General features: G+C 53.1%; 12 protein-coding genes. 2 read left to right on the forward strand and 10 right to left on the reverse strand.

From position 1 onward, the window contains the following. Positions 1–119: 119 nt before the first annotated feature. The 4 genes from dppA to GSQ70_RS01980 form a co-directional block, all read right to left on the reverse strand. Positions 120–1730: a dipeptide ABC transporter periplasmic-binding protein DppA gene (dppA, locus tag GSQ70_RS01965; RefSeq protein ID WP_158780695.1), complete on the reverse strand. Its 1611-nt coding sequence runs from the start codon at positions 1728–1730 to the stop codon at positions 120–122. 690 nt (positions 1731–2420) lie between these two features. Beyond that, on the reverse strand, positions 2421–4127 hold the full coding sequence (gene eptB / locus GSQ70_RS01970) for a kdo(2)-lipid A phosphoethanolamine 7''-transferase (RefSeq protein WP_158780696.1): 1707 nt from the start codon (positions 4125–4127) through the stop codon (positions 2421–2423). A gap of 367 nt (positions 4128–4494) precedes the next feature. After that, the gene (locus GSQ70_RS01975; protein WP_158780697.1) at positions 4495–4923 is read right to left on the reverse strand and encodes an organic hydroperoxide resistance protein; all 429 of its coding nucleotides are present in this window, start codon (positions 4921–4923) and stop codon (positions 4495–4497) included. Between the two features lie 94 nt (positions 4924–5017). Continuing rightward, complete coding sequence (locus GSQ70_RS01980) at positions 5018–5476, reverse strand: MarR family winged helix-turn-helix transcriptional regulator (RefSeq protein ID WP_158780698.1); 459 nt, start codon at positions 5474–5476, stop codon at positions 5018–5020. A gap of 66 nt (positions 5477–5542) precedes the next feature. On the opposite strand from GSQ70_RS01980, the gene GSQ70_RS01985 reads away from it, so the two are divergent. Then, positions 5543–6154, forward strand: a complete 612-nt coding sequence (locus tag GSQ70_RS01985; RefSeq protein ID WP_158780699.1) for an HD domain-containing protein — start codon at positions 5543–5545, stop codon at positions 6152–6154. Between the two features lie 143 nt (positions 6155–6297). Beyond that, the gene (locus tag GSQ70_RS01990) at positions 6298–6771 is read left to right on the forward strand and encodes a nucleoside deaminase (protein ID WP_158785172.1); all 474 of its coding nucleotides are present in this window, start codon (positions 6298–6300) and stop codon (positions 6769–6771) included. A gap of 71 nt (positions 6772–6842) precedes the next feature. Here GSQ70_RS01990 and GSQ70_RS01995 read toward each other — a convergent pair whose 3' ends face one another. From GSQ70_RS01995 to GSQ70_RS02020, 6 genes are all read right to left on the reverse strand, one after another. Beyond that, the gene (locus tag GSQ70_RS01995) at positions 6843–7379 is read right to left on the reverse strand and encodes an RcnB family protein (protein WP_158780700.1); all 537 of its coding nucleotides are present in this window, start codon (positions 7377–7379) and stop codon (positions 6843–6845) included. 254 nt (positions 7380–7633) lie between these two features. Next, a complete protein-coding gene (locus GSQ70_RS02000) occupies positions 7634–8725 on the reverse strand; it encodes a PD-(D/E)XK nuclease family protein (RefSeq protein WP_158780701.1) in 1092 nt (363 codons plus the stop codon). A gap of 101 nt (positions 8726–8826) precedes the next feature. Further along, complete coding sequence (locus GSQ70_RS02005) at positions 8827–10026, reverse strand: HlyD family efflux transporter periplasmic adaptor subunit (protein ID WP_158780702.1); 1200 nt, start codon at positions 10024–10026, stop codon at positions 8827–8829. Next, on the reverse strand, positions 10023–12230 hold the full coding sequence (locus GSQ70_RS02010) for a type I secretion system permease/ATPase (protein WP_158780703.1): 2208 nt from the start codon (positions 12228–12230) through the stop codon (positions 10023–10025). Before GSQ70_RS02010 ends, GSQ70_RS02005 begins: the two co-directional genes overlap by 4 nt. 25 nt (positions 12231–12255) lie before the next feature. Next, positions 12256–13563 (reverse strand): TolC family outer membrane protein, encoded by a 1308-nt coding sequence (locus GSQ70_RS02015; RefSeq protein ID WP_233268230.1) that lies wholly within the window; start codon positions 13561–13563, stop codon positions 12256–12258. A 314-nt stretch (positions 13564–13877) separates the two neighbouring features. Next, the gene (locus GSQ70_RS02020) at positions 13878–21668 is read right to left on the reverse strand and encodes a BapA/Bap/LapF family large adhesin (RefSeq protein ID WP_158780705.1); all 7791 of its coding nucleotides are present in this window, start codon (positions 21666–21668) and stop codon (positions 13878–13880) included. Positions 21669–21675: the final 7 nt, after the last annotated feature.

Here is a 21675-nt window from a genome sequence, read left to right on the forward strand (position 1 = left end):
CGGATAATTCCGGTCGCGACGCTCAATAAGCGCCTTTACCATTTTTGCTTCCGGGCGATTGCCGACAGGTTGCGGCCATGCAGAAAGTGGGGAAAGGGCCGGTACACCGGCCCGCCTCATTATTCCTGAATATCGACGTTCTCGAAGTGATGCTTACCTAACGGATCCACAACGTAGCCAGTGACTTTCTTGCTGACCGGCTCATACACGGTGGAGTGAGCGATGATCAGCGCAGGTGCCTGGTCATGCATCACAACCTGAGCCTGTTTGTAGTATTCAATACGCTTGTTGTGATCGGCTTCAGCACGAGCAGGCTGAATCTGATCTTCAAACGGCTTGTAACACCAGCGGGAGTAGTTGGAACCGTCCTTCGCCGCAGCACAGCTGAACAGCGTGGCGAAGAAGTTATCCGGATCCCCGTTATCACCGGTCCAGCCCATCATCACGGTCTGGTGTTCACCGGCTTTAGCACGCTTCAGATACTCGCCCCACTCGTAAGTCACGATCTTGGCTTTCACGCCAATTTTCGCCCAGTCAGACTGAATCATCTCCGCCATGCGGCGAGCGTTCGGGTTGTACGGACGCTGAACCGGCATTGCCCACAGGTCGATTGAGAAACCGTCCGGCATGCCCGCTTCTTTCAACAGCTCTTTCGCTTTAGCCGGGTCGTAAGCGTAATCCTGCACCGAGTCGTTGTAGCCCCACATGCTTGGTGGGATCAGGTTTTTAGCCGCCTGGCCAGCCCCCTGATACACCGCATCGATAATCGCTTTCTTGTTCACGGCCATGGTCAGCGCCTGGCGAACTTTCAGGTTATCCAGCGGTTTCTTCTCGGTATTGAATGACAGGTAGCCGACGTTCAGGCCTGGCATCTGCATCAGGTTGATATTTTTATCTTCCTTCATGCGGGCGATGTCAGCCGGGTTCGGATATGGCATGACCTGGCACTCGCCTTTCTGCAGCTTGGCGTAGCGCACTGACGCATCCGGCGTGATGGAGAACACCAGGCGGTCGATTTTTGGCTTAGTGCCCCAGTACTGGTCAAACGCTTTGTACAGGATGCGGGAATCTTTCTGGTACTGCAGCAGCTGGAACGGACCGGTACCCACCGGGTTCAGGTCAACCTTCTCAGGCGTTCCGGCTTTCAACATATTGTCAGCGTATTCCGCAGACAGGATAGAAGCAAAGTCCATGCCCAGGTCCGCCATGAATGGCGACTCCGGACGGGTCAGCACGAAGCGCACGGTGTTGTCGTCCACTTTCTCAATTTTGCTGATCAGTTTAGGCATGTCCATGCCTTCGAAGTACTCATAGCTGCCGCCAGACACACCATGATACTTGTTGTTTTTATCCAGCTGACGTTCGAAAGAGAAAATCACGTCATCAGCATTGAAGTCACGGGTAGGTTTGAAATCTTTGGTGGTCTGCCACTTCACGCCTTTACGCAGGTGGAAAGTGTAGGTTTTGCCGTCAGCGCTGACGTCCCATTTTTCCGCCAGGCTAGGCTGGATTTCAGTGGTCCCGATTTTGAACTCAACCAGACGGTTGTAGATCGGTACGGAACTGGCGTCATAGGTGGTACCGGAGGTAAACAGCTGCGGGTTAAAGCCTTCAGGCGAACCTTCTGAACAATAAACCAGGGTTTTCGCCTGGACGCCTGCGGCAACTGTCAAAGCGATCAGGCTCAGACCTACCTTCAGCATCCCTGTTTTAGACAAGGAAATACTCATGCTTCTGCTCCAATTATGATGTGGTGTTGTGTGCACTTCCGCCGGACCTTGTTTTTTTTGTACGGTCCTGACGTTTTTCAGCGGAGGGAATACGGCTTCGGGAAACTCTGACCCGTGGAAACCATCAGACAAATCCGTATCCCTTTTCACTTGAGGCATCAATTTGTCAACAGTTGCAGGTAACGTCAATACAACTGTCAGGTATTTACACAGAGTGTGAGAAACAGCAAGCAAACATAAAAAAACCTGAACACGCCTTTTTATAGCGTAAAGATGCATACAATTGGTCATATGGCAGATTTATCTAAGACTTTACTATTTTTAAGCAGCAATTTGCTCCGAAAAAAAACTAATAAAATAACCCGATAATTGGCTCAATATTGAACGATACACTTTGCTTATGACAGACTTTCCAGCTAAATATTCTGCAACACTGGCATAAAAATTGATCAGGGAGTCAGGAACGGACATAAGCGAAACGCGACGCGAATTAAGCGCTTGATCGCAGGCGGGATAAGGCTTTTATGCCCGTTTAGTCGAATAAATTGGACTTAGTTCAGACAGCCGTTTTTTTCAGCAACAGTATAAAGTTTTGTGAAACAGGCGGCCGGGTTGAGGTGCATCTGCGAAATAAAAAAGCCCCCGGTCCCGGCAGGACAGAGGGCTTCAAAGGGACGTTAAATCAGATGATTAGAGCTTGTTTGCCACCGGTGGCTGCACCGCCTTCGCAGGATCGGCACACCAGTTATTGGATTCTTTGATCCCACCGTCCGGCGAGGTGTAACCCAGGCAGCCCATAATGGAGTCGAACAGCTCATAGTGACGATGGGTCTTGCCTACGCTCTGCTGGGCTTTGAGCCGCTCAAAAGCGCTCAGGTTTTGTGGGTCCGCCAGATATTTATCCGAGGCCCACACTATCATCGGCACGCGAAACTGCTCAGGTGGAGCCATGTTGCGTGGCGTGCCGTGCAGGTGCATATTATCGCTGATCGATTCGCCATGGTCAGCCGCATAGAAGACGATGGCCTTCTTATCACGCAGCTGGTCAAACACGCTATCCAGCACGGTATCGGTGTAGAGCACTGAGTTATCAAAGGCGTTGATTAGCATCGCTTTGCTGCAGGTGTCGTCCACGCCCATACATTCCGGCTGATAGCGCGCAAACTCACGCGGGTAACGTTGGGAATACAGATAGTGCGAACCTTTGGTGTGCAGCACCACCAGGTGTTTCCCTTGTGGATGACGGTCAACAGACTTCTTCAGCTCGGGGATCAGCAGCATATCGTCCACTGACTTGCCCTGATTCTGCTTCTCAGAACCAATCTGCTCGCGGAATGCGTAGTTATCCGCATCGGTATTATTGTAAAACCACACTTCACTCTGCATGGCGAACAGCTCGGAGCTGAAGCCCAGCCTCTTCAGGACGGCAAAGACGTTTTGCTCTTTCAGTGTCCGGCCCGGCCCGTCATCCGTTCCGCCTTCACGCACAAACATACAGCGCAGGGAGAGCTTGGTGGCGGTATCGCAGGATTCACCGCGGAAGGCCACCAGGTTCTTCTCTTTCGACAGCTTTGGCGTGGTATCGCGGTTATAGCCCAGCAGGCCCATATGATCCCAGCGGGTGGTTTCACCAATCACGAATACCACATAGGTATCGTCCAGCCCGGCAGCAGGTGGGTTGTAGGTAAATTTCTTCGACGGATCGAACAGGTCTTCGCTGTCCATCCTCTCGTCATAGCTGGTATAGGCAAACAGCCCCAGCGCGGAAAGCCAGTTTGAAGGCAGATAGGAGTGCGCCACCACGCCACCGTAGCTCGGCAGATCGATGTTGGTCAGCTTCTCGTTATTGTTCTGCTGCTTGTCAAAATAGCGAATTGGCAACCAGACCAGCGCCACCGCCAGCAGCAATGTGAACAGCGGCTTCAGGCGCTGTCCGGGGGTTTTCATCTGCTCAAGCAGCGTAAGGCGCAGGGAATTGCGCCAGATCAGCAGCAGCGGTATCGCGCTGACCAGCACCATCCACAGCACAAAGTGGTAGCCAATCACTTCTTTCGACAGATCGGTGTCGGTGGTCATTACCGAAGCCACGATGCCGTAGCCAATCACCACGTTGAAGAAGCTCATGTAATAGCTGGCAGCGACCGAAATCAGCAGCAGCGTGGTAGCGGCGATACGCCAGAAAATTCTGCCGCCCAGCGACAGCAAGCGCATCAGGAAGAAGGTCAGCAGGACGATAGCCACCACTTCTGCCACGGCGGAGAGCCACTGTGTGGCTTTGAAATGGGCCAGAAACGGGTCGAAACGACGATAAAAGACCGGAATGTTAAGGAAGATCCCGATGTAGAATGCCAGCAAAAACGACAGCTTTTGCTGAGTCAGTGATTTTATATAATTCATGCAACCTTTATCCCGGCGTAACTTAAACGGTTCTTAAACAAGTCCAAACGCTAATCAGACCTTACCGTTGCGCCAGAGTTCGGACATCAGGTCGATTATTGGTTGGGACTGACCGTCCCAAATGATTCTGAGAAAAAGAGGCCAGATTCTCAGCAAGCGGCGTAGTTAAGCACATTACCGGGAATTTATCCGCTCAATCGGTTAAACAGCACAGTAATTAAGCAATATTTATTGCGGCAAATGCCACTTAAACCGGCCAGATTGAGCAGAGGCATTAGCCAGATGGAAACGGGCTGGAGGAAGGAAAAGAGGAGCTGAAACCCTATTGCACCAGGGCAGCAGCCGCTGCCCTGGTGAGGACTCACTATCAGTTAATGATATTCAGAGTCACATCGATGTTGCCGCGGGTGGCATTGGAGTAAGGGCAAACGATATGCGCTGCATCAACCAGTGTTTTCGCTTCCGCCGCATCCATCCCTTCCAGGTGAATATTCAGTTTTGCTTCAATACCAAAACCAGTTGGCAGGGGACCGATACCGACTTCACCTTCAATGAAAGCGTCTTTTGGCATCGAAATTTTGTCGCGGCCGGCAACAAACTTCATCGCTCCCAGGAAGCAGGCTGAATAACCGGCAGCAAACAGCTGCTCAGGGTTGGTCGCTTCACCGCCCGCGCCGCCCATCTCTTTTGGTACGCCCAGTTTCACGTCCAGTACGCCGTCAGAGGAAGTGGCACGGCCGTCACGACCACCGGTGGCTTTTGCTTTTGCGCGATAAACAACTTTTTCTAAAGACATGGTGTGGCTCCTTCAGGTTTGAGTTTATATGTGCGATTAAATCGCACACTACTTATTTAACAACATTCTGGTAAAGTTCTCTTCTTAGCAGTCGTCAGCCGTTCAGTTTGTCGCGCAGGGTTTCTAACTCCTGCTTAAGCGCTTTCAGCGTTTCGACATCACTGGCCGAGGCACAGGCAATCGAATCAGGGATGCCTGTCGCTTTACTGCGCAACGCCCGTCCCTGCTCTGTCAGAGTGACGACGACCTGGCGTTCATCTTTACGCGAGCGCTGACGATTCAGCAGCCCCGCCGCTTCCAGCCTTTTCAGCAGTGGGGTCAGCGTGGCCGAATCAAGAAACAGACGTTCGCCGATGTCAGAGACCGTCACATCATCGCGCTCCCACAGCACCAGCATCACCAGATATTGCGGATAGGTGATCTCCAGCTGCGCTAACAGCTGCCGGTAAAGCTTATGCAGCGCCAGATTGGCGGAATAAAGCGCAAAGCACAGCTGCTGATCGAGCAACAGTGGCGCATCTTGTGCTTTTTTGTCATCTTTATCTGTAGTCATGCGTAAAAATATAAATAGTGCGCTATATAATTGCAAGTTAATTTTTAACCGATGGGGAGAAGGCCGATGCAGTCACTGGAAGAACAGGCACGACGCTACGCCACCAAAGCCCACGCCGAAGCGGGCCAGCGCCGCAAGTACACCGACGAACCCTATATTGTGCATCCGGCCGCGGTTGCCGAACTGGTCAGGAGCGTTACCGATAACGAGGTGATGCTGGCTGCCGCCTGGCTGCACGATACGGTGGAAGACACGCCGAGCACGCTGAACGATATCACCAGCCACTTTGGCGAAAAGGTGGCGCAACTGGTTGAAATGCTGACCGACAGCCATCCCCCCGGCACCAAAAACCGTGCCGCCCGCAAGCTTGCGCATTTTCGCCATACGGCACATGCCTCCGCTGAGGCACAGACCATCAAACTGGCGGATATTATTGATAATACCCGCTCAATTATTCATTTCGATGCCCGGTTCGCCCGCGTTTATCTTATTGAAAAACGTGTACAAATTTCGCTACTGACCGCCGGCCATCCCGATCTCTGGCAGCAGGCATCCACCATTATTGAGCAGGGGATCGACCAGCTGACGCTGGCCCCGCACAATATTCCCACCGAGTGGTTTACCCGCCAGCAACAAAAATACGCGCTCGCCAGTTCAGCCACCGCAGCAAACCAATAAGTGTCGGAGGGATTTCCCCTCCGTTTGGCTCTTTTATTGTGCAAACAGTGCGGTTTTTACTCTTAAAAAACACGCTAGCTTGATTGCTAGCAATTTCAGTCCCAGAATGATCGCTGTTCCACCCACAGAGTAACGAGGTCATGATGGATTTTGTAAAACGTACCATTGCGCTGGCAATGCAGAACGTAGAAGAAGGCGGCAGGCCGTTTGCCACGGTAATCGTCCGCAACGGCGTGATCATCGCTGAAAGCGCCAACCAGGCGGCGCAGAGCCACGATCCCACCGCGCACGCCGAGATCCTGGCGATCCGCGAGGCGTGCCGGAAACTACAGACTGAAAATCTTTCGGATTGTGATATTTACATCCTCGCCAGCCCTTGCCCTATGTGCCTTGGCTCACTCTATTACTGCAGTCCTAAGCAGGTAATTTATATCACCACCCGCGAAGAGTACGTCCCGTTCTATCGCGACGATCGCCAATACTTCGAGCTGGAGAACTTCTACCAGGAGTTTGCCAAGCCGATCCCACAGCGTCGTCTGCCAATGAAGCACCAGCCCGATGCGGATGCGCTGGAAGTCTATAAGCGCTGGAATACGCTGAACCGTCCTGCTTCCTGAGGCGCGGCGCAGACTTTCTGAACAGCAAAAAAAGCCCGGCATTTTGCCGGGCTTTCTCCTGCTATTGAGGATCAGGACTGCTTGTAGAAGATATCGCCTGATTCAGCCTTGATGATTTTGCCGTCGGCTTTGTTGAACAGCACGTAGTTGCCGCCCATGTAAGTCCAGCCGGTGCCTTCATCTGGTTTCGACAGGTTGCGGGTTTTCCAGTCGACGATTTCGTATTTTTTGGTGCGATAGCGATCGGGGATCACGCTGCCGATGGTGAAGCGCTGGAAATCAGCAAAGAAAGACTTAATTTCATACGGATGAGCCGGGTCTGGCTGATCCTGAGTGTCGGTATCCGGGTTCTGCATGGCCTGAGCCTGTGCGCCGGTAGAGGACCCCTGAGGCGCATCGGAAGCCGGAGCCTGGGGATCGCTTGGCGTCTGTCCTTCCGGTGCCTGTGCATCAGGTGCCTGGTCATCTGCTGCTGGTGCTGGAGCCTGAGCAGACTGATCCTGGGCTACCGGTGCCTGAGCCTGCTCGCCTTCAGCGTAGGCAACAGAGATCAGTGGCACAGCGCCCAACAACATTGCTGAAATTAAAACGTACTTCGACTTACTCATAGTGTCTCCAAATTGCCCTGTGCCTGCCCGCAGGCATACTCACTGAATTCTACAAAATTACGCTGACAAGTTTTCACTTTTTTGCCCTACCAGACACTGAAGAAGCATGCGCTCAACATTTTGCTGTAGAAGATAAAGTGTTTCCCGCTGGAAGAAACTGAAAAATTGTAAAGAAAGGATGAATAAGACCCGGCCTTCCCCTGCTACCCCGCCGCGCTTTCACAACAAGCTGACCGATAATGGCCTGGTGTATTTTAATTATCCTGACGATGTTGCTGCTCAAATTCATTGAGCTTCTTCATCTGCCGGGCAATTTCGTCAAACAGGTGGCGTTTTTCTGCCTTCTCGCCAGACATCAGCCGCTGGAATCCCATCACGCTGCCATTGCCTTCCAGCCAGTGGTGATCGAAAACTTCCTGAGAAAAAAACCGGTCAGTGCACTGACACAGTGCTTGTGTGTGCAGATCCCAGACATAAGTCCTGACATCAAAGACATTACCAGGACTGCCATCAAGATACAGGCAAACATCAGAAGAATCGGTCCAGTGTTCAAATGCGAAACGCAAAGCCGGATAACCATACCAGTGATGCAATCTCGTCTGCACATTGTAACCATGATCGCTAAACTCGCGAGTCAGATAACGCAGCCCTTCTTCCTGCAGCGACTTGATTACGCTGCTTTTCAGGCTGACCATTTCCTGAATTTTACCTAAGTTATTCAGGACAAAATCTTCCGTGTCGGGAGATATGTTGGTTGAGGCCATTAATGACTCCAGATGCAAAATAAACTCGCGTAAAAGGATCAGCCATTTGCTGAAGGGAAATGAGACAAAGGCTTTACCAGAACGGGCTGACAACTCCGCAATCAGATTCTTATAACTGATGCCTGACCAGCCTTCAGGTGATTCACCTTCTGGAGAAAGAACCACGTAGATACAGGCTTTATCCTGCTTTCGCCCTTTCTCTGCCAAATAATCGCTGTAGTCACTGAACGGGTTATTTTGCTGATGCCATATTTTATTTTCCAGCACCAGCAGCCATTCATCAGATTCCATCAGGATATCAATCCTGTTTCCCAGTTTCGTGCTGACTTCGCGCTCGGGAGCAGCCAGCAGGGAGGCTTCAACAGGTTGTTGTGCTTCGGGTAAACAGGCCAGCAGCGACTCTAGTGCCAGCGTGCCCAGGCCATGGCCTGCATCCGGATAGAAGAAAAATGCCAGAAGATCGCTGACAGGATTTTCATAATGCCCTCTGGCTCCGATGGAAAACAGGTTAGGTTCCTGTTTATCGGGGGGAGGCAGCGATGTAAGAGCTTCAAGTAAGCTCTGCAGTTCCGCTAATTCCACTGTTTTTTCCTTTACTGTGTTTTTTAAGCGATCTTGTGCAGCATCTTAGCATTAGTCTGGCAGGTAAAAAGGGGAAGCCATCTGGCTTCCCCTGCAGGAGATTACCGTTCGCGGAGGGCTTCTTTTGCCCTGTTAAGCGGTTTGATCAGGTATTCCATAATCGTTTTACTGCCAGTATGGATCTCAGCCATCGCGATCATCCCCGGATAGGCCGGAAAATGTTTGCCCTTTTTGTTCACCAGATAATCTTTCTCCGTACGCACATATACCCGGTAGTAGTATTTATCCCGGTGAACCTCATCCTGAATAGTATCCGGAGAGATAAAGGCCACTTTGCCTTCCAGCCCGCCGTAGATGTTGTAGTCATAGGCGGTCAGCTTGACCACCGCGCGCTGACCCGGAGTGATAAATGCCACGTCGCGGGGGGCGATCTGCGCCTCAATCATCAACTGCTCATCCAGCGGGACGATCTCCATTAAATCGCCACGCTGCGGAATAACGCCGCCAACCGTGTTAATCTTGATATCCTTCACAATCCCTTTGACCGGCGCGACGATCACCGTCCTTTTCAACGAGTCGGCCCGACCGATAATAACCGAACGCTGCGAGGCCACTTCAGCATTGGCCTTAGCCAGATCTTCACGCGCTTTTACATCGTACTGGTTCTGCGCGTCGTTAAGCTTACTCTGCAAATCGTTGGCCTGGCGCTTCAGCCGTAGCACTTCAACGTCACTGGCCGCTCCCCGTGCCACCAGAGAAGAGGTCAGCCGCAGCTCACGATTGATCAGGTCCAGCGCTTCACTCAGCCCGGCAAGACTTTTTTTCAGGTTTTCGCGCCGCGATCTGTACAGCGCCGTTTCTGCCGCCACCAGAGCAGGATCTTCCTGCACCTCCGGTGGGAAAACCAGCTCGCGTCCTTCCGTTTCGGCCTGTAAACGGGCAGAAGTTGCCAGCGCAGCCCGCAAACGCGACTGGCTCTCCTGAACGCCGGAGTCAATCTGAGTGGGGTCCAGCAGCGCCAGAACCTGCCCGTCTTCCACCACATCCCCTTCGTGAACTTTCAGCTCCTTCAGAATACCGCCTTCCAGCGACTGGATGATTTGTTCGTGCGAGCTGGGAACCACCTTGCCAACCCCGATGGTCACTTCATCCAGCTCAAAATGAGTCGCCCAGAAGAAGAACATTACCATCAGTACCAGCACTGACCAGACGATCACCGCGCCGGAAGAGATCAGACGACGGGGCCGCTGATGGCGGGGTAAACGCAGCCATGAAAAGAGAAAAAGATTACGCAGACTCATGATTTCGCTCCCTGCGAAGACAGATTCACCTTACCCTGATGCGGTGTGGCCTGCGCTTTCGCAGGGGCAGACACCAGCATCTCTTCCTTTGTCCCATCGCGGACAATTTTACCCTTATCAATCAGTATAATACGATCAACCAACTGCATAACCGCCGGGCGATGCGTGGCCACGATCACGGTACGATTGCCCATCCACGCCTGCAGCTTTTCGATCAAATGTTTCTCCACCGCATCATCCAGCCAGGCAGTGGGTTCATCCAGCAGCAGAACACTGGGCTGTCGCAGAACGGTACGGGCCAGCAACAGCTGTTGTCGTTGCCCACCGGAGAGTCCCTTGCCGCCTTCCTGCAACTGATAGTCCATGCCTTCCGGCAGGCGGCGAATAAATTCACTCGCGCCGCTGATTTCCAGTGCCTCCAGCATTTCATCTTCGGTGGCCAGCGGCATGCCCAACTGCAGGTTTTCGCGGATGCTGCCAAAAAACAGCGAGGAGGTTTGTCCCAGCAGGCCGACATCACGACGAACGTCCAACGGATCCAGTGAGGAAAGCCGCACCCCGTCAAGTAAAATGGCCCCTTCGTTTGGCTGCAACAGCCCCGCCATCATTTGCAGTAAGGTGGATTTACCGGAGCCGTTACGCCCCAGCAGAGCGATTTTCTCTCCCTGTTTAATCATCAGCTTGCTGACCGTCAGTATCGGCTCAGGCGAGTTTGGATCGTAGCGATAGTTCGCTTCCGACAGGTGATATTCACCGTAAATTTTAGGGCGGTGGATCTGGACGCTGCGTTCAGGCTGATCGACCTCGCTGCGGAGCAGGTTTTCCAGCCCTTCACGGGCCACTTTTGCCTGCTGCCAGCGGCCGAGGATCATCGCCAACTGCCCCAGCGGCGCCATCATGCGTGAAGCCAGCATTGAGCTACCAATCAGCACCCCGGTGGACAAATCGCCGTTAATGGCGAGGAAAGCCCCCACCAGTACCACGCTGATATAGGCCACGGTCTGCACTTCGTTAGTCCAGCTGGTGAGCAATCCACTGATAAAGCGCTGCTTTTTAGAGGTTTTGCTGATCGCTTCGTTCAGGTGATTCCACTGGTTCTGGAAGTAAGGCTCAGCACGCAGCATCTTGATGTCATCCATGCCCTGCACGGCTTCAACCAGCATTGCATTGCGCACCGCTGATTCGCGCATGGTGGCCCTCGAAAGCTTCGCTAATGGGCGCTGCACCAGCAGACCAGGGATGATAATCAACGGAATGGCCGCCAGCGGAACCAGCACCAGCCAGCCTCCCAGCAGCCAGAGAATAAACAGGAAAATGATCAGGAACGGCAGATCGGCAATGGCTGTCACCGTGGTGGAGGTGATCAGCTCGCGGATCTGCTCCAGCTCGCGGATTTGCGCGATGAACGAACCGGTAGATTTTGGCCGCAGGTCGTTACGGATACGCAACGCATGACCAAAAACCCGGTCGGAAATGCGCAGATCGGCACTTTTCCCTACCGTGTCAGAAATATGCGTACGGGTAATGCGCATCACAAAAACAAACGTCAGAGCGATCACTACCCCACTGAACAATACCCACAGCGTGGGAATAGACTGGGAAGGAATAACCCGGTCATAAACCTGCATGGTAAACAGCATCGCAGACAGGCCGAGAACATTCGAAATCAGTGAGGCAAACATCACGTTCAGATAGCCAGGCCATTCCCGCAGGATGGTGTTCCAAAGCCAGTCAGAACGATAAGGCTTGATGTAGTCATCAACGCGCGCATCCGGCACCGAGGTTTCCGGTTTAGCCAGCAGGACGCGACGGGCATTTTCTGCCAGCTCCTCAATGCTAAGCTCAGTTTGCAGCTGCTTTTCACCATTCAGGATTACGCTGACTTTTCCCTGTTCCCCACAGGTGGTCACCACCCCGACGCCACGATAGCCAAAGTCAACGATCAGCGGCATCCGCCAGGGATCCAGCTGGTCCTGATGGAAGCTGTCAAAAAACACCGCCAGACCCAGCTGACGAGCCATGTTTTCAATCAGTGAATCCTGTGACAGATGGCTCAGGTGCCATTCCGCTTCGCCTTTTACCCGTTCAGGAGAGCCATCCAACCGGTAATGTTTTGCTACCAGCAATAAGGCTTCAAGCCAGGGAATATAGCTTTTATTTTCTGGTGAGGCGGCAGCCTTTTCCATGGTACGTTCGTTTTCCATAATATTTGTTCCGGACTGACTGATTTTATTGCGTGAGGCGCAATCCCTGAATTACCTGACCATTTAAATCAAATACATCCCTGGCCATGCCAGCCATGACAATATAATTCACCGAGGCAGCCCATAAATCACAGCGGGCGTTAATTAAATCCCGTTCCGCATTGCTGATTTCCTGCTCGGCGTTTAACAAATCCAGTGCATTCCTGTTCCCCAGCGATAAATATTGCTCCCGGTATAACGAGCGGGTTTCGGTAATCGTTTTCATCCGATTGGTCAGCAATGAAATATTGCGTTGCAGACCAGTAATGCTTTGAAAATAACTGCGCTGCTGATCGGTTAATTCCAGTTTTTTACTGGCAATCAGCGACCGGGCTGCTTCAAGCGCCCGTGCGCTGGCGCTTTCCTGGGCGGCCAGCGATCCTCCCTGATAAATCGTACTGTTCACCGAGAGATAGACGTTCTGATACTGGCTGCGGCTCTGATAATTCGCGATATCACCCATGTATTTATTGGTGTTCGCTTCCAGAGATAACGTCGGATAGCGCTGCGCTTTATAGCTGCGCAATTCCGCCTGAGCCACCGCGACATCCGCCTGAGCCATCAGAATGGTCGGGTTCTTATTAAGATCGACAGTCTGACCCTGTTTCTTAATCTGCGACAGCAGTTCATGCGGGGCAGAGAGATGATCGGCTGCCACCGGCTGACCCAGCAGCGACTGCAGATGGTACTGCTGCTGCTGCAGTTTGATTTCCACTTCCTGCTGCTGCGCCTCTGCTGCTTCAACACGCGCCTGAGCCTGCACCGGATCCACACGGGTACTGGCACCGGCCTCTGCACGCATACGGGTCAGCGCAAGGATATCACGCAGGGACTTTACCTGTTTTTTTGCATTATCAACCAGCTGCGAATAACGATAAACCTCGTTCAGAGCCAGCGCTGTCTGCTGAACAATAGTATCAATCTGCTCGAGCGCGCTCGCCTGCTGGCGCAGATATTTCGCGCTGGCCTGATCAACGGCGCTGCCGGTTTTACCAAAGTCATACAGCATTTGCGACAGACCGACGGTGGCGATCTGTCCGTTACCTTCATCCTGCTGGCGACCTGAAGTGATCCCCGCTTTGATGGCCGGAAGATACCCGCCGCTTGCCGCGTCAATATTGAAACCGGCGGACTCCAGCGAAGCGATGGCGCTGCTGATAGCGGGGTGGTGATTCACAGCAAGATGAATGGCTGCCTGCCAGTCGACCGGGAGCGAATTGCGGCTTGTTGCGGCAGCACTCTCCGTCGGCTGGAGTTCAATTTCTGCGGGAGCGATCTGGAACTGTTCAGACAAAGCGGTCCCGCCCGCGGGTCTGTTACCCGGTTCGGGTATGCTTGAAAAGACTCCCCAAAACCCTGCGGGTGCTTCATTAGCGCCGCGCTGAGCGGAAGAGTTAAGGCTTTTTTCCGCCGCGCAGGCAAAAGGCATGCTAATTACGCAACATATGGTAATGAATAGCTTTTTCATGATTTATTCAAACATCCTGGTTGTAATATAGCTTTAAAAGCGTCCTGAAAGACCTGCAACTTAAATTAAATGTTAAATCTGACAATAAATAACAGGCCGGCACCGAGGTGCCAGCCTGAATTTATTTTCACTACGATTTATTAACCAATAGTGACATCATCTTCAACATAAAGCTGAACGGTTGACCCATCGTTGGTGGTACTGGTGTAATGGTTATACGTCACACCATTAACCAGCGTTTCGCCCGTTGCTTCCCAGCTGCCATTGAGCGTAACAGTATCGCCGTCGCCACCCCGAACATATAAAGTATTATGTTCATCGGTCACTTTCAGCAGACTTTCCGCACTGACGACCAGATTTTCACTGACATTGTCATTGAGCAGATCGACAGTCTCAATATTGCTGACTTTCGAAGAGATATTGCTCAGGTTCAATGAACCACCACCGTGCCAGGCGAGGGAATCCCCACCGTCAGCGCCATTGATAGAGATGAAGTCTGTATCATAGACCGCAAACACATCATTGCCGCTGGTGCCGGTAAAGGTCAGATCTCCGCCTTTACTGCCATCGACTTCCACACCCAGGTTGAAAGTGAGTGAAGCGCTACTGCCGTCTGACAGGGTGTAGGTGAAGCTGTCGGTATTACCACTGTGAGCAGCAGAGTCATCCGCCACGTAGTTGTAATGCCCTTCGCCATCAATAACCAGCGTGCCGTAAGCCCCCTTGAAGCTGGTGCTGCCGTCAGTAACTTCAACGGTTTCGCCATTCTGGCTGACCGAGACCACAGTCAGGTCATGCAGCTCGTCGGATGACAATTCACCGGTGGTTTGCTCTGATGTTTCCTGGAAGGTTAATCCTTCCTGAACGTAGAGCTTGATCACCGTGCCGTCCAGAGTTGAGCCGGTATAGAGCTTGTAGGTGATGTTGTTGAGTGTTGTCACTCCACTCATCTCCCAGGTGCCCTGCAGTAAAAGTGAATCCTCACTGCCGCCGCGAACATACAGCGCATTATCTGCATCGGTGACTTTCTCAATATCGTTCGCCGTCAGCGTCAGCACAGCGGCAACGCCGTTGGCCTGCAGGTCGATGAATTCGATATTGTGAACCTTGTCAGCAATGTCGCTGAGCGTCAGATCGCCCTGGCCTTTCCATACAAGCGTGTCGCTGCCAGATTTGCCGTCCACCGTGGTGAAATTGGTGTCGTAAACCGCGAAACTGTCGTCACCAATCGTTCCTGCCAGGATCAGTGCGCCGCCTTGAGAGCCATCAACGTCTACACCCACTTTCATGATCAGGTTTTTGGTGGTGCTATCCGCCAGAACATAGGTAAACGAATCTTCGCTACCTGAAAGCTTGATCACCGACTCGCTGTTCAGCGTGTAGGTATAGCTCCCGTCCTTATAAATGGTCAGCGTACCGTAAGTCCCGGCAATGGTTGTACCCGCCGCCGCAATCACCGTGAAGTTTGCCGCACCGGCAACAATACCTGCTGCAATCGATTTCACCAGAATACTGCCATCGCTGGTGTTATCGGTGGTGAAAACAGATCCCGTGATACTTGAGCTTGAGGTCACCACGTAGTCGGTAGTGCTGACAATGCTGACATCCACTTTGATCGTGAACGTATCGTATTTCCACTGCCACCAGCCGGCATCGAACCCAACCTGAGTCGTATCGACCACCACTCGATAGAGACCACTGTTCTGCCCGGACAGATCCACATTCAGCGTACTGCTGCTGGAAATGGCTTGTGTACCACTGGTAACCGTATCCCAGCTAAAGGTCTGCTCATTATAAACTTGCAGCGTCCATGTAGCCGAAGCGGTATTAGCAGAGTTCATTCCCGTACTGGAAACGGTGAGATGAATCTCCTGCAGATCGCTGCTGCTGTTTATAGTGAAGCTGTCACTGGTGAACGTATTGCTCGCTGTATTATTGGTGACCGTCTGCTGGACACTGTCGTTCACCAACGTTACGTCGCCCGTGATATCGGCAGCATTATTCTCTGCTACGGTCTCGGTACTGCTGGACTTGATGTCGCGGTCAACGTACAGATTCACGGTCTGACCATCGGCTGTTTTGCTGGTGTAGTGGTTGTAGTTAACGTTGTTAACCACTTCACTACCAACCAGCGTCCAGCTCCCACTCAGCGTCAGAGTATCGCTGGTAGAGCCCTTCACGTACAACGTGTTGTTCTCATCAGTGATATCCGCCACGTTTTGTGCAGAAATCAGCAGGTTGTCCACATCAGTGTCGTTCAGCAGATCGATCTCTTCGATGTTGCTGACCTTGCTGGCAATATCACTGACCGTCAGCGTGCCTGTACCGTTCCAGGAGAGCGTATCAAACCCATCTCCCCCGTCGATGCTGGTGAAGCTGGTGTCGCTCACGCTGAAGGTATCACCGTTGTCGGTACCCACAACTTCAGCGGCTGAAGTGACGGTATAGTCAGCCCCATCTGCACTGTCATCACAGGCAACCGTAGACAGCGAAACCCCACTCTGAACATAGAGATTCACAATACTGCCATCGTCAGCCTTCGCGGTGTAGTGGGTATAGCTGATGCTGTCCACTATCACCGTACCGGCGTTGATCCAGGTTCCCGTCATCGTGACCGTATCACCGGAAGAACCCTTGATATACAGTGTGTTACTGTCGTCAGTGACATCCTCAACACTCTGCGCATCAACCACGACATTGCCTGCTTTACCATCTGACAACAGATCGATCGCTTCGATATTGCTGACCTTACTGGCTACGTCGCTCAGCACCAGATTGCTGCTGCCGTGCCATGCCAGCGTATCGCTGCCGTCGGCACCATCCACGGCGGCGAAATCAGTGTCATAGACGGCAAAGACATCATTGGCTTCTGTGCCATGGAAGTTAAGTGCTCCACCGTTGCTGCCATCGACCTCGACCCCCAGATTAATGGTCAGCGTCGCGTTAACCACTTCACCATTGGCACCTTTCAGTGCGTAGGTAAACACGTCCTGCGAACCAGCCGGAATCTCCGAAGTATTTGGCGTGTAGGTGTACGAGCCATTGTTGTAGACCACCAACGTGCCGTACTGACCGACAATTTTTACCCCACTCTCAGTGATAAAGGCGTAGCTGCTGTCAACATTCGTATCGGCAGTGTTGTCGCCTGCTTTTACATAAAGTTGGGTGTAGACGGAGCTCAGTTTATCCACGCTACCGTCAGCACCTTCATCAGTCAGCAGGTTACCTTTGGCGACATGGTTGGCAGTGATGTCGTAATCCGTGGTGCTGACCACCTCTGCACTCATATTGAGAGTAACCGTATTGGTCGCGCCAGTGGTGGTCACGGCAATACGATAGGTTCCTGCATCCAAATCAAGCGTGGACAGGTCCACGTTAAGGATGACCTCTGAGTTATGCGTTCCAGCCGCAACAACCTGGGTATACTCCTGTACGGTTGACCACGTACCATCCTCGTTCAGGATCTGGACATCATAGGTGATGTTCATTGCCGTCGAGAAATTTTCATTCCAGATCAGGAAGTTTGCGTTCGTTGTCAGCGTCAGTGAGCCTGTTACCAGATCGTCTGCGGAATTCACCGTGAACGATTGACTATAGGTCTCCGTGCCGCTGTTGACCGTAGCAGATCCACTGACGCTGGTTGAATGATAAGTCACCGTCACGCTGGCATCGGCCTCGTTACTGGACGCAATATCCGTAATGGCGTTAGCACTCGGGTCGGTAGCATCCCAGCTCAGATCCAGGGCATCATTGGTGGTGCCAATCTGCACATGCAGCGTCGCTGATGAGGTTGCACCCGTTGACGAATCGGTAATGGTGTAAGTGAAGTTATCCACCTTACCAATACTGTCCATCGCGACGTTTGGCACATACTCATAGCTGCCATCGGCATTAATGGTCAACGTACCATACTGACCGACCAGCGTAGCTTTGGTCGTGGTGCTATCCAGCGTCACCGTTGTTACGGTGCCGTCACTGTTGGTCATGCTCACCGAAGTAACAGAGGTATAAGCACTGTGTGGGATGCTGTCAGTACCATAAACACTGTCAGCATCGGACATCACGTTACCTGTCGCCGTGGTGTAATCGGTTACGGTGCCTTCATCTGCCAGGGTATAGACCGTCTTGCTTGCTTCGAGGTTAAAGCTCACCCCAATATGCGCACCAGAAGTGCTATATACCAGCTGGTAAGTACCCGCCGTCAGTCCTGACAGTGTCAGGGTAGAAGTGGTCGCCCCCAAACCGAACATACCGAACAGGTTTGAGCTGTCATCCTGGGAAACATTCACCCATTGACCAGTAGAGGAGTCGTATTTCTGCAGAATCAGTGAAGAGCTGCTGGCCAGATCGACAAACGCTGATGACGTTGCCTTAACCTGCAGATCAATAACCGAGCCGTCCTTAACAACAATCGGATCGCTGTTGATAGTATGACCGAATGAGATGAGGCCTCCATCACTGATCAACGTGCCCAAATCAGCTTGTTCATCAACAGGATAGGTAAAGCCAACCGCTGCACCAGAGCTAACATTGTCTGTCGCCGTCAGTTCCATAGTTTCAACATTCAGGTCAAGCACATCAGACGGTTCGCTGCTGTTGCCAGCGGCGTCAGAGACCGTGAAAGTAATTTCATGGCTGCCGTCATACAGTCCGGTTTCGTCGGTGTAACTCCAGTTACCATCCTTATCCACGATGGTATGACCTACAGCTTCCCCTTTGTCATAAATCGTCACGGTTGCGCCCGGTTCCAGATCGCTACCGCTGAAGGTCAGATGGCTGTCGTTCTGGGTGTCAGCAATATCAACAACCGCACCGGTTTCATCAGTGATAACAACAGCACTGATATCCACACCTTCAGGCGCAACTGAGTCTACGGTCCAGCTGACCGGATCTGACTGACCACTGCTGTTGCCTGCGCCATCAATCACTTCATAAGTGAAGCTATGGTCGCCTTCACTCAGCGCAGTTTCCGGCGTGAATGACCAGCTACCATCTTCAGCCACGGTGGCTTCGCCCAGTACGGTATCGCCATCACGGACAATAATCCTGTCGCCCGCTTCCTGACCTTCAGCGCTGAACGTTGGGGTACTGTCGGAGATTGGCGTTCCTGCAGCAAACGCTTCCCCGTTGTCGTTACTCAGAACCACATCTGACGGATCCAGCGAGTCTGGTGCAATGGTATCCACCACGACATCGAGGGAGTCACTACCCGTGTTGTTTTCCGGATCGGTCACGGTCACAGTCAGCTTATGGTCGCCTTCGCCCAGAGCCGTTTCTGGCGTAAAGGTCCAGCTGCCGTCAGCGCCCACGGTCACGGTACCCAGTACGGTATCACCGTCAGAAATCACCACTGTCGAACCGGCATCCAGATCCTTCCCGCTAAAGGTTGGCGTACTGTCGTTGGTCATATCACCGTCGACAAGCACATTGCCGTTATCATCGGTAATAATCACGCCAGTATTGATCCCTTTAGCCGCAGAGATGGTCAGATCGAGCGCGTCGGACTGACCGCTGCTGTTGCCAACCTCATCGGTGACTTCAAAGGTAAAGGAGTGATCGCCATCTTCCAGTTTTTCTTCCGGAGTGAAGGACCAGTTTCCGTCTTCATCTACTGTGGTTTCGCCAAGGATTTGGTCACCATCACGAATGATGACGGTTGCGCCGGCTTCCTGGCCTTCGCCACTGAAGGTTGGCGTGCTGTCAGCAGTAATGCCCTCTGCACCAATAGCTTCGCCTGTTTTGTCGTTAACAATAACGACTGAGGCAATATCGATGCCTTCTGGCGGTATGGTATCAACGGTGAAGGAAACGTTACCGCTCTGGGTATTACCTTCAGCATCGGACACAGCAATAGTAAGTGTGTGCTCACTATCAGAAAGGGCTTCAGTTGGAGTGAAGCTCCAGTTACCGTTTTCATCTGCAGTGACCTCGCCCAGCACATTATCACCCTCACTGATGGTGATTTTGGTACCCGACTTAAAATCGCTGCCTTTAAGGGTTGGCGTACTGTCGTTGGTGAAATCGCCATCATTGATCTCATTGCCAGCGTCGTCAGTCATCACCACGGTAGGTGTACGGGTGTCCACCACAATATTCACGGTGTCATTGGTGTGGTTGCCGTTGGCGTCGGTACCCTCCGCGGTAATTTCATGGCTGCCATCCGCCAGCGGTTCGTCAGGGGTGAAGGTCCAGTTGCCGTCTTCATCCACGGTCACTTCGCCGATCACTTTATCACCGTCGCTGATGGTCACGGTGGAATCAGGCTCCATGCCGCCGCCGCCAATCGTCGGGGTGTTGTCGCTGGTGGTGTCACCATCATTGATCGGGTTGCCCGCCTCATCGGTCATGCCCGGCGTGCTGGCTTCGGTGTCGATCACGATGTTCACCGTGTCGTTCACGCCGTTGCCGTTGACGTCGGTGCCGTCGATGACCAGCGCGTGGTCGCCGTCGGCCAGCGGTTCGTCAGGAGTGAAGGTCCAGTTACCGTCTTTATCCACGGTCGCTTCGCCCAGCACGTTGTCGCCGTCGCTGATGGTCACGGTGGAATCAGGTTCCATACCGCCACCGCCAATCGTCGGGGTGCTGTCGCTGGTGGTATCGCCGTCAGCAATCGGGTTGCCCGCGTCGTCGGTGAGCACCGGCTCGGTGGCCGAAGTGTCTACCACAATGTTCACCGTGCTGCTGGTGTCAATACCTTCTGCATTGGTGCCATCCACGGTAATGGAATGGCTGCCATCTGCCAGCGGTTCATCCGGTGTGAAGCTCCAGCTGCCGTCATCGCCCACGACTACTTCACCAATCACATCGTCGCCATCGGTGATGGTCACGGTAGAACCAGGCTCCATGCCGTCGCCGCCAAAGGTTGGCGTGCTGTCGCTGGTGGTACTGCCATCGACGATCGCATTGCCACTATCGTCGGTCAGCACTGGCGCGTTGGTGTCCACAGTAATATTGACAGTATCACTGGTGCCGTTGCCGTCCGCATTGGTCCCGTCAATAGTGATGGTATGGTCGCCATTTTCCAGCGGCTCATCCGGCGTGAAGCTCCAGCTGCCGTCGTCGCCCACGGTCACTTCGCCAATCACGGTGTCGCCATCGGTAATGGTCACGGTTGAGCCAGGCTCCATACCGTCGCCGCCAAAGGTTGGCGTGCTGTCGCTGGTGGTGGTGCCATCGGCGATCGCATTGCCATTATCGTCGGTCAGCACCGGAGCGGTAGCTTCAGTGTCCACCACAATGTTGACAGTATCAGTGGTACCGTTGCCGTCCGCGTTAGTGCCATCGATAGTGATCGCATGCTCGCCGTCCGCCAGCGGTTCATCCGGCGTGAAGCTCCAGCTGCCATCGTCGCCCACGGTCACTTCGCCGATCACTTTGTCGCCGTCGCTGATGGTCACGGTTGAGCCAGGCTCCATACCGTCACCGCCGAAGGTCGGTGTGTTGCCGCTGGTGGTACCGCCATCTTCGATCACGTTACCCGCGTCATCGGTCAGCACCGGAGTGGTGGCTTCAGTGTCCACCACGATGTTGACAGTATCACTGGTGCTGTTGCCGTCTGCGTTAGTGCCATCAATGGTGATCGCATGCTCGCCGTCCGCCAGAGGTTGATCCGGCGTGAAGCTCCAGCTGCCGTCGTCGCCCACGGTCGCTTCACCGATCGCTTTATCCCCGTCGGTGATGGTCACGGTGGAACCTGGCTTCATACCTTCGCCGCCAAAGGTCGGCGTGCTGTCGCTGGTGGTCGCGCCATCTTCGAGCGCGTTACCTGCGTCATCGGTCAGCACCGGAGTGGTGGCTTCAGTGTCCACCACAATATTGACAGTATTACTGGTGCCGTTTCCGTCTGCGTTAGTGCCATCAATAGTGATCGCATGCTCACCGTCCGCCAGAGGTTGATCCGGCGTGAAGCTCCAGCTGCCGTCGTCGCCCACGGTCGCT

This window comes from Pantoea sp. BAV 3049 (genome assembly GCF_009765445.1).
Taxonomy (GTDB): Bacteria; Pseudomonadota; Gammaproteobacteria; order Enterobacterales; family Enterobacteriaceae; genus Erwinia.

Coding starts and splice junctions, on each gene's coding strand:
- dppA (WP_158780695.1), bottom strand. CDS start 1,730: ATGAGTATTTCCTTGTCTAAAACAGGGATGCTGAAGGTAGGTCTGAGC.
- eptB (WP_158780696.1), bottom strand. CDS start 4,127: ATGAATTATATAAAATCACTGACTCAGCAAAAGCTGTCGTTTTTGCTG.
- GSQ70_RS01975 (WP_158780697.1), bottom strand. CDS start 4,923: ATGTCTTTAGAAAAAGTTGTTTATCGCGCAAAAGCAAAAGCCACCGGT.
- GSQ70_RS01980 (WP_158780698.1), bottom strand. CDS start 5,476: ATGACTACAGATAAAGATGACAAAAAAGCACAAGATGCGCCACTGTTG.
- GSQ70_RS01985 (WP_158780699.1), top strand. CDS start 5,543: ATGCAGTCACTGGAAGAACAGGCACGACGCTACGCCACCAAAGCCCAC.
- GSQ70_RS01990 (WP_158785172.1), top strand. CDS start 6,298: ATGGATTTTGTAAAACGTACCATTGCGCTGGCAATGCAGAACGTAGAA.
- GSQ70_RS01995 (WP_158780700.1), bottom strand. CDS start 7,379: ATGAGTAAGTCGAAGTACGTTTTAATTTCAGCAATGTTGTTGGGCGCT.
- GSQ70_RS02005 (WP_158780702.1), bottom strand. CDS start 10,026: ATGAGTCTGCGTAATCTTTTTCTCTTTTCATGGCTGCGTTTACCCCGC.
- GSQ70_RS02010 (WP_158780703.1), bottom strand. CDS start 12,230: ATGGAAAACGAACGTACCATGGAAAAGGCTGCCGCCTCACCAGAAAAT.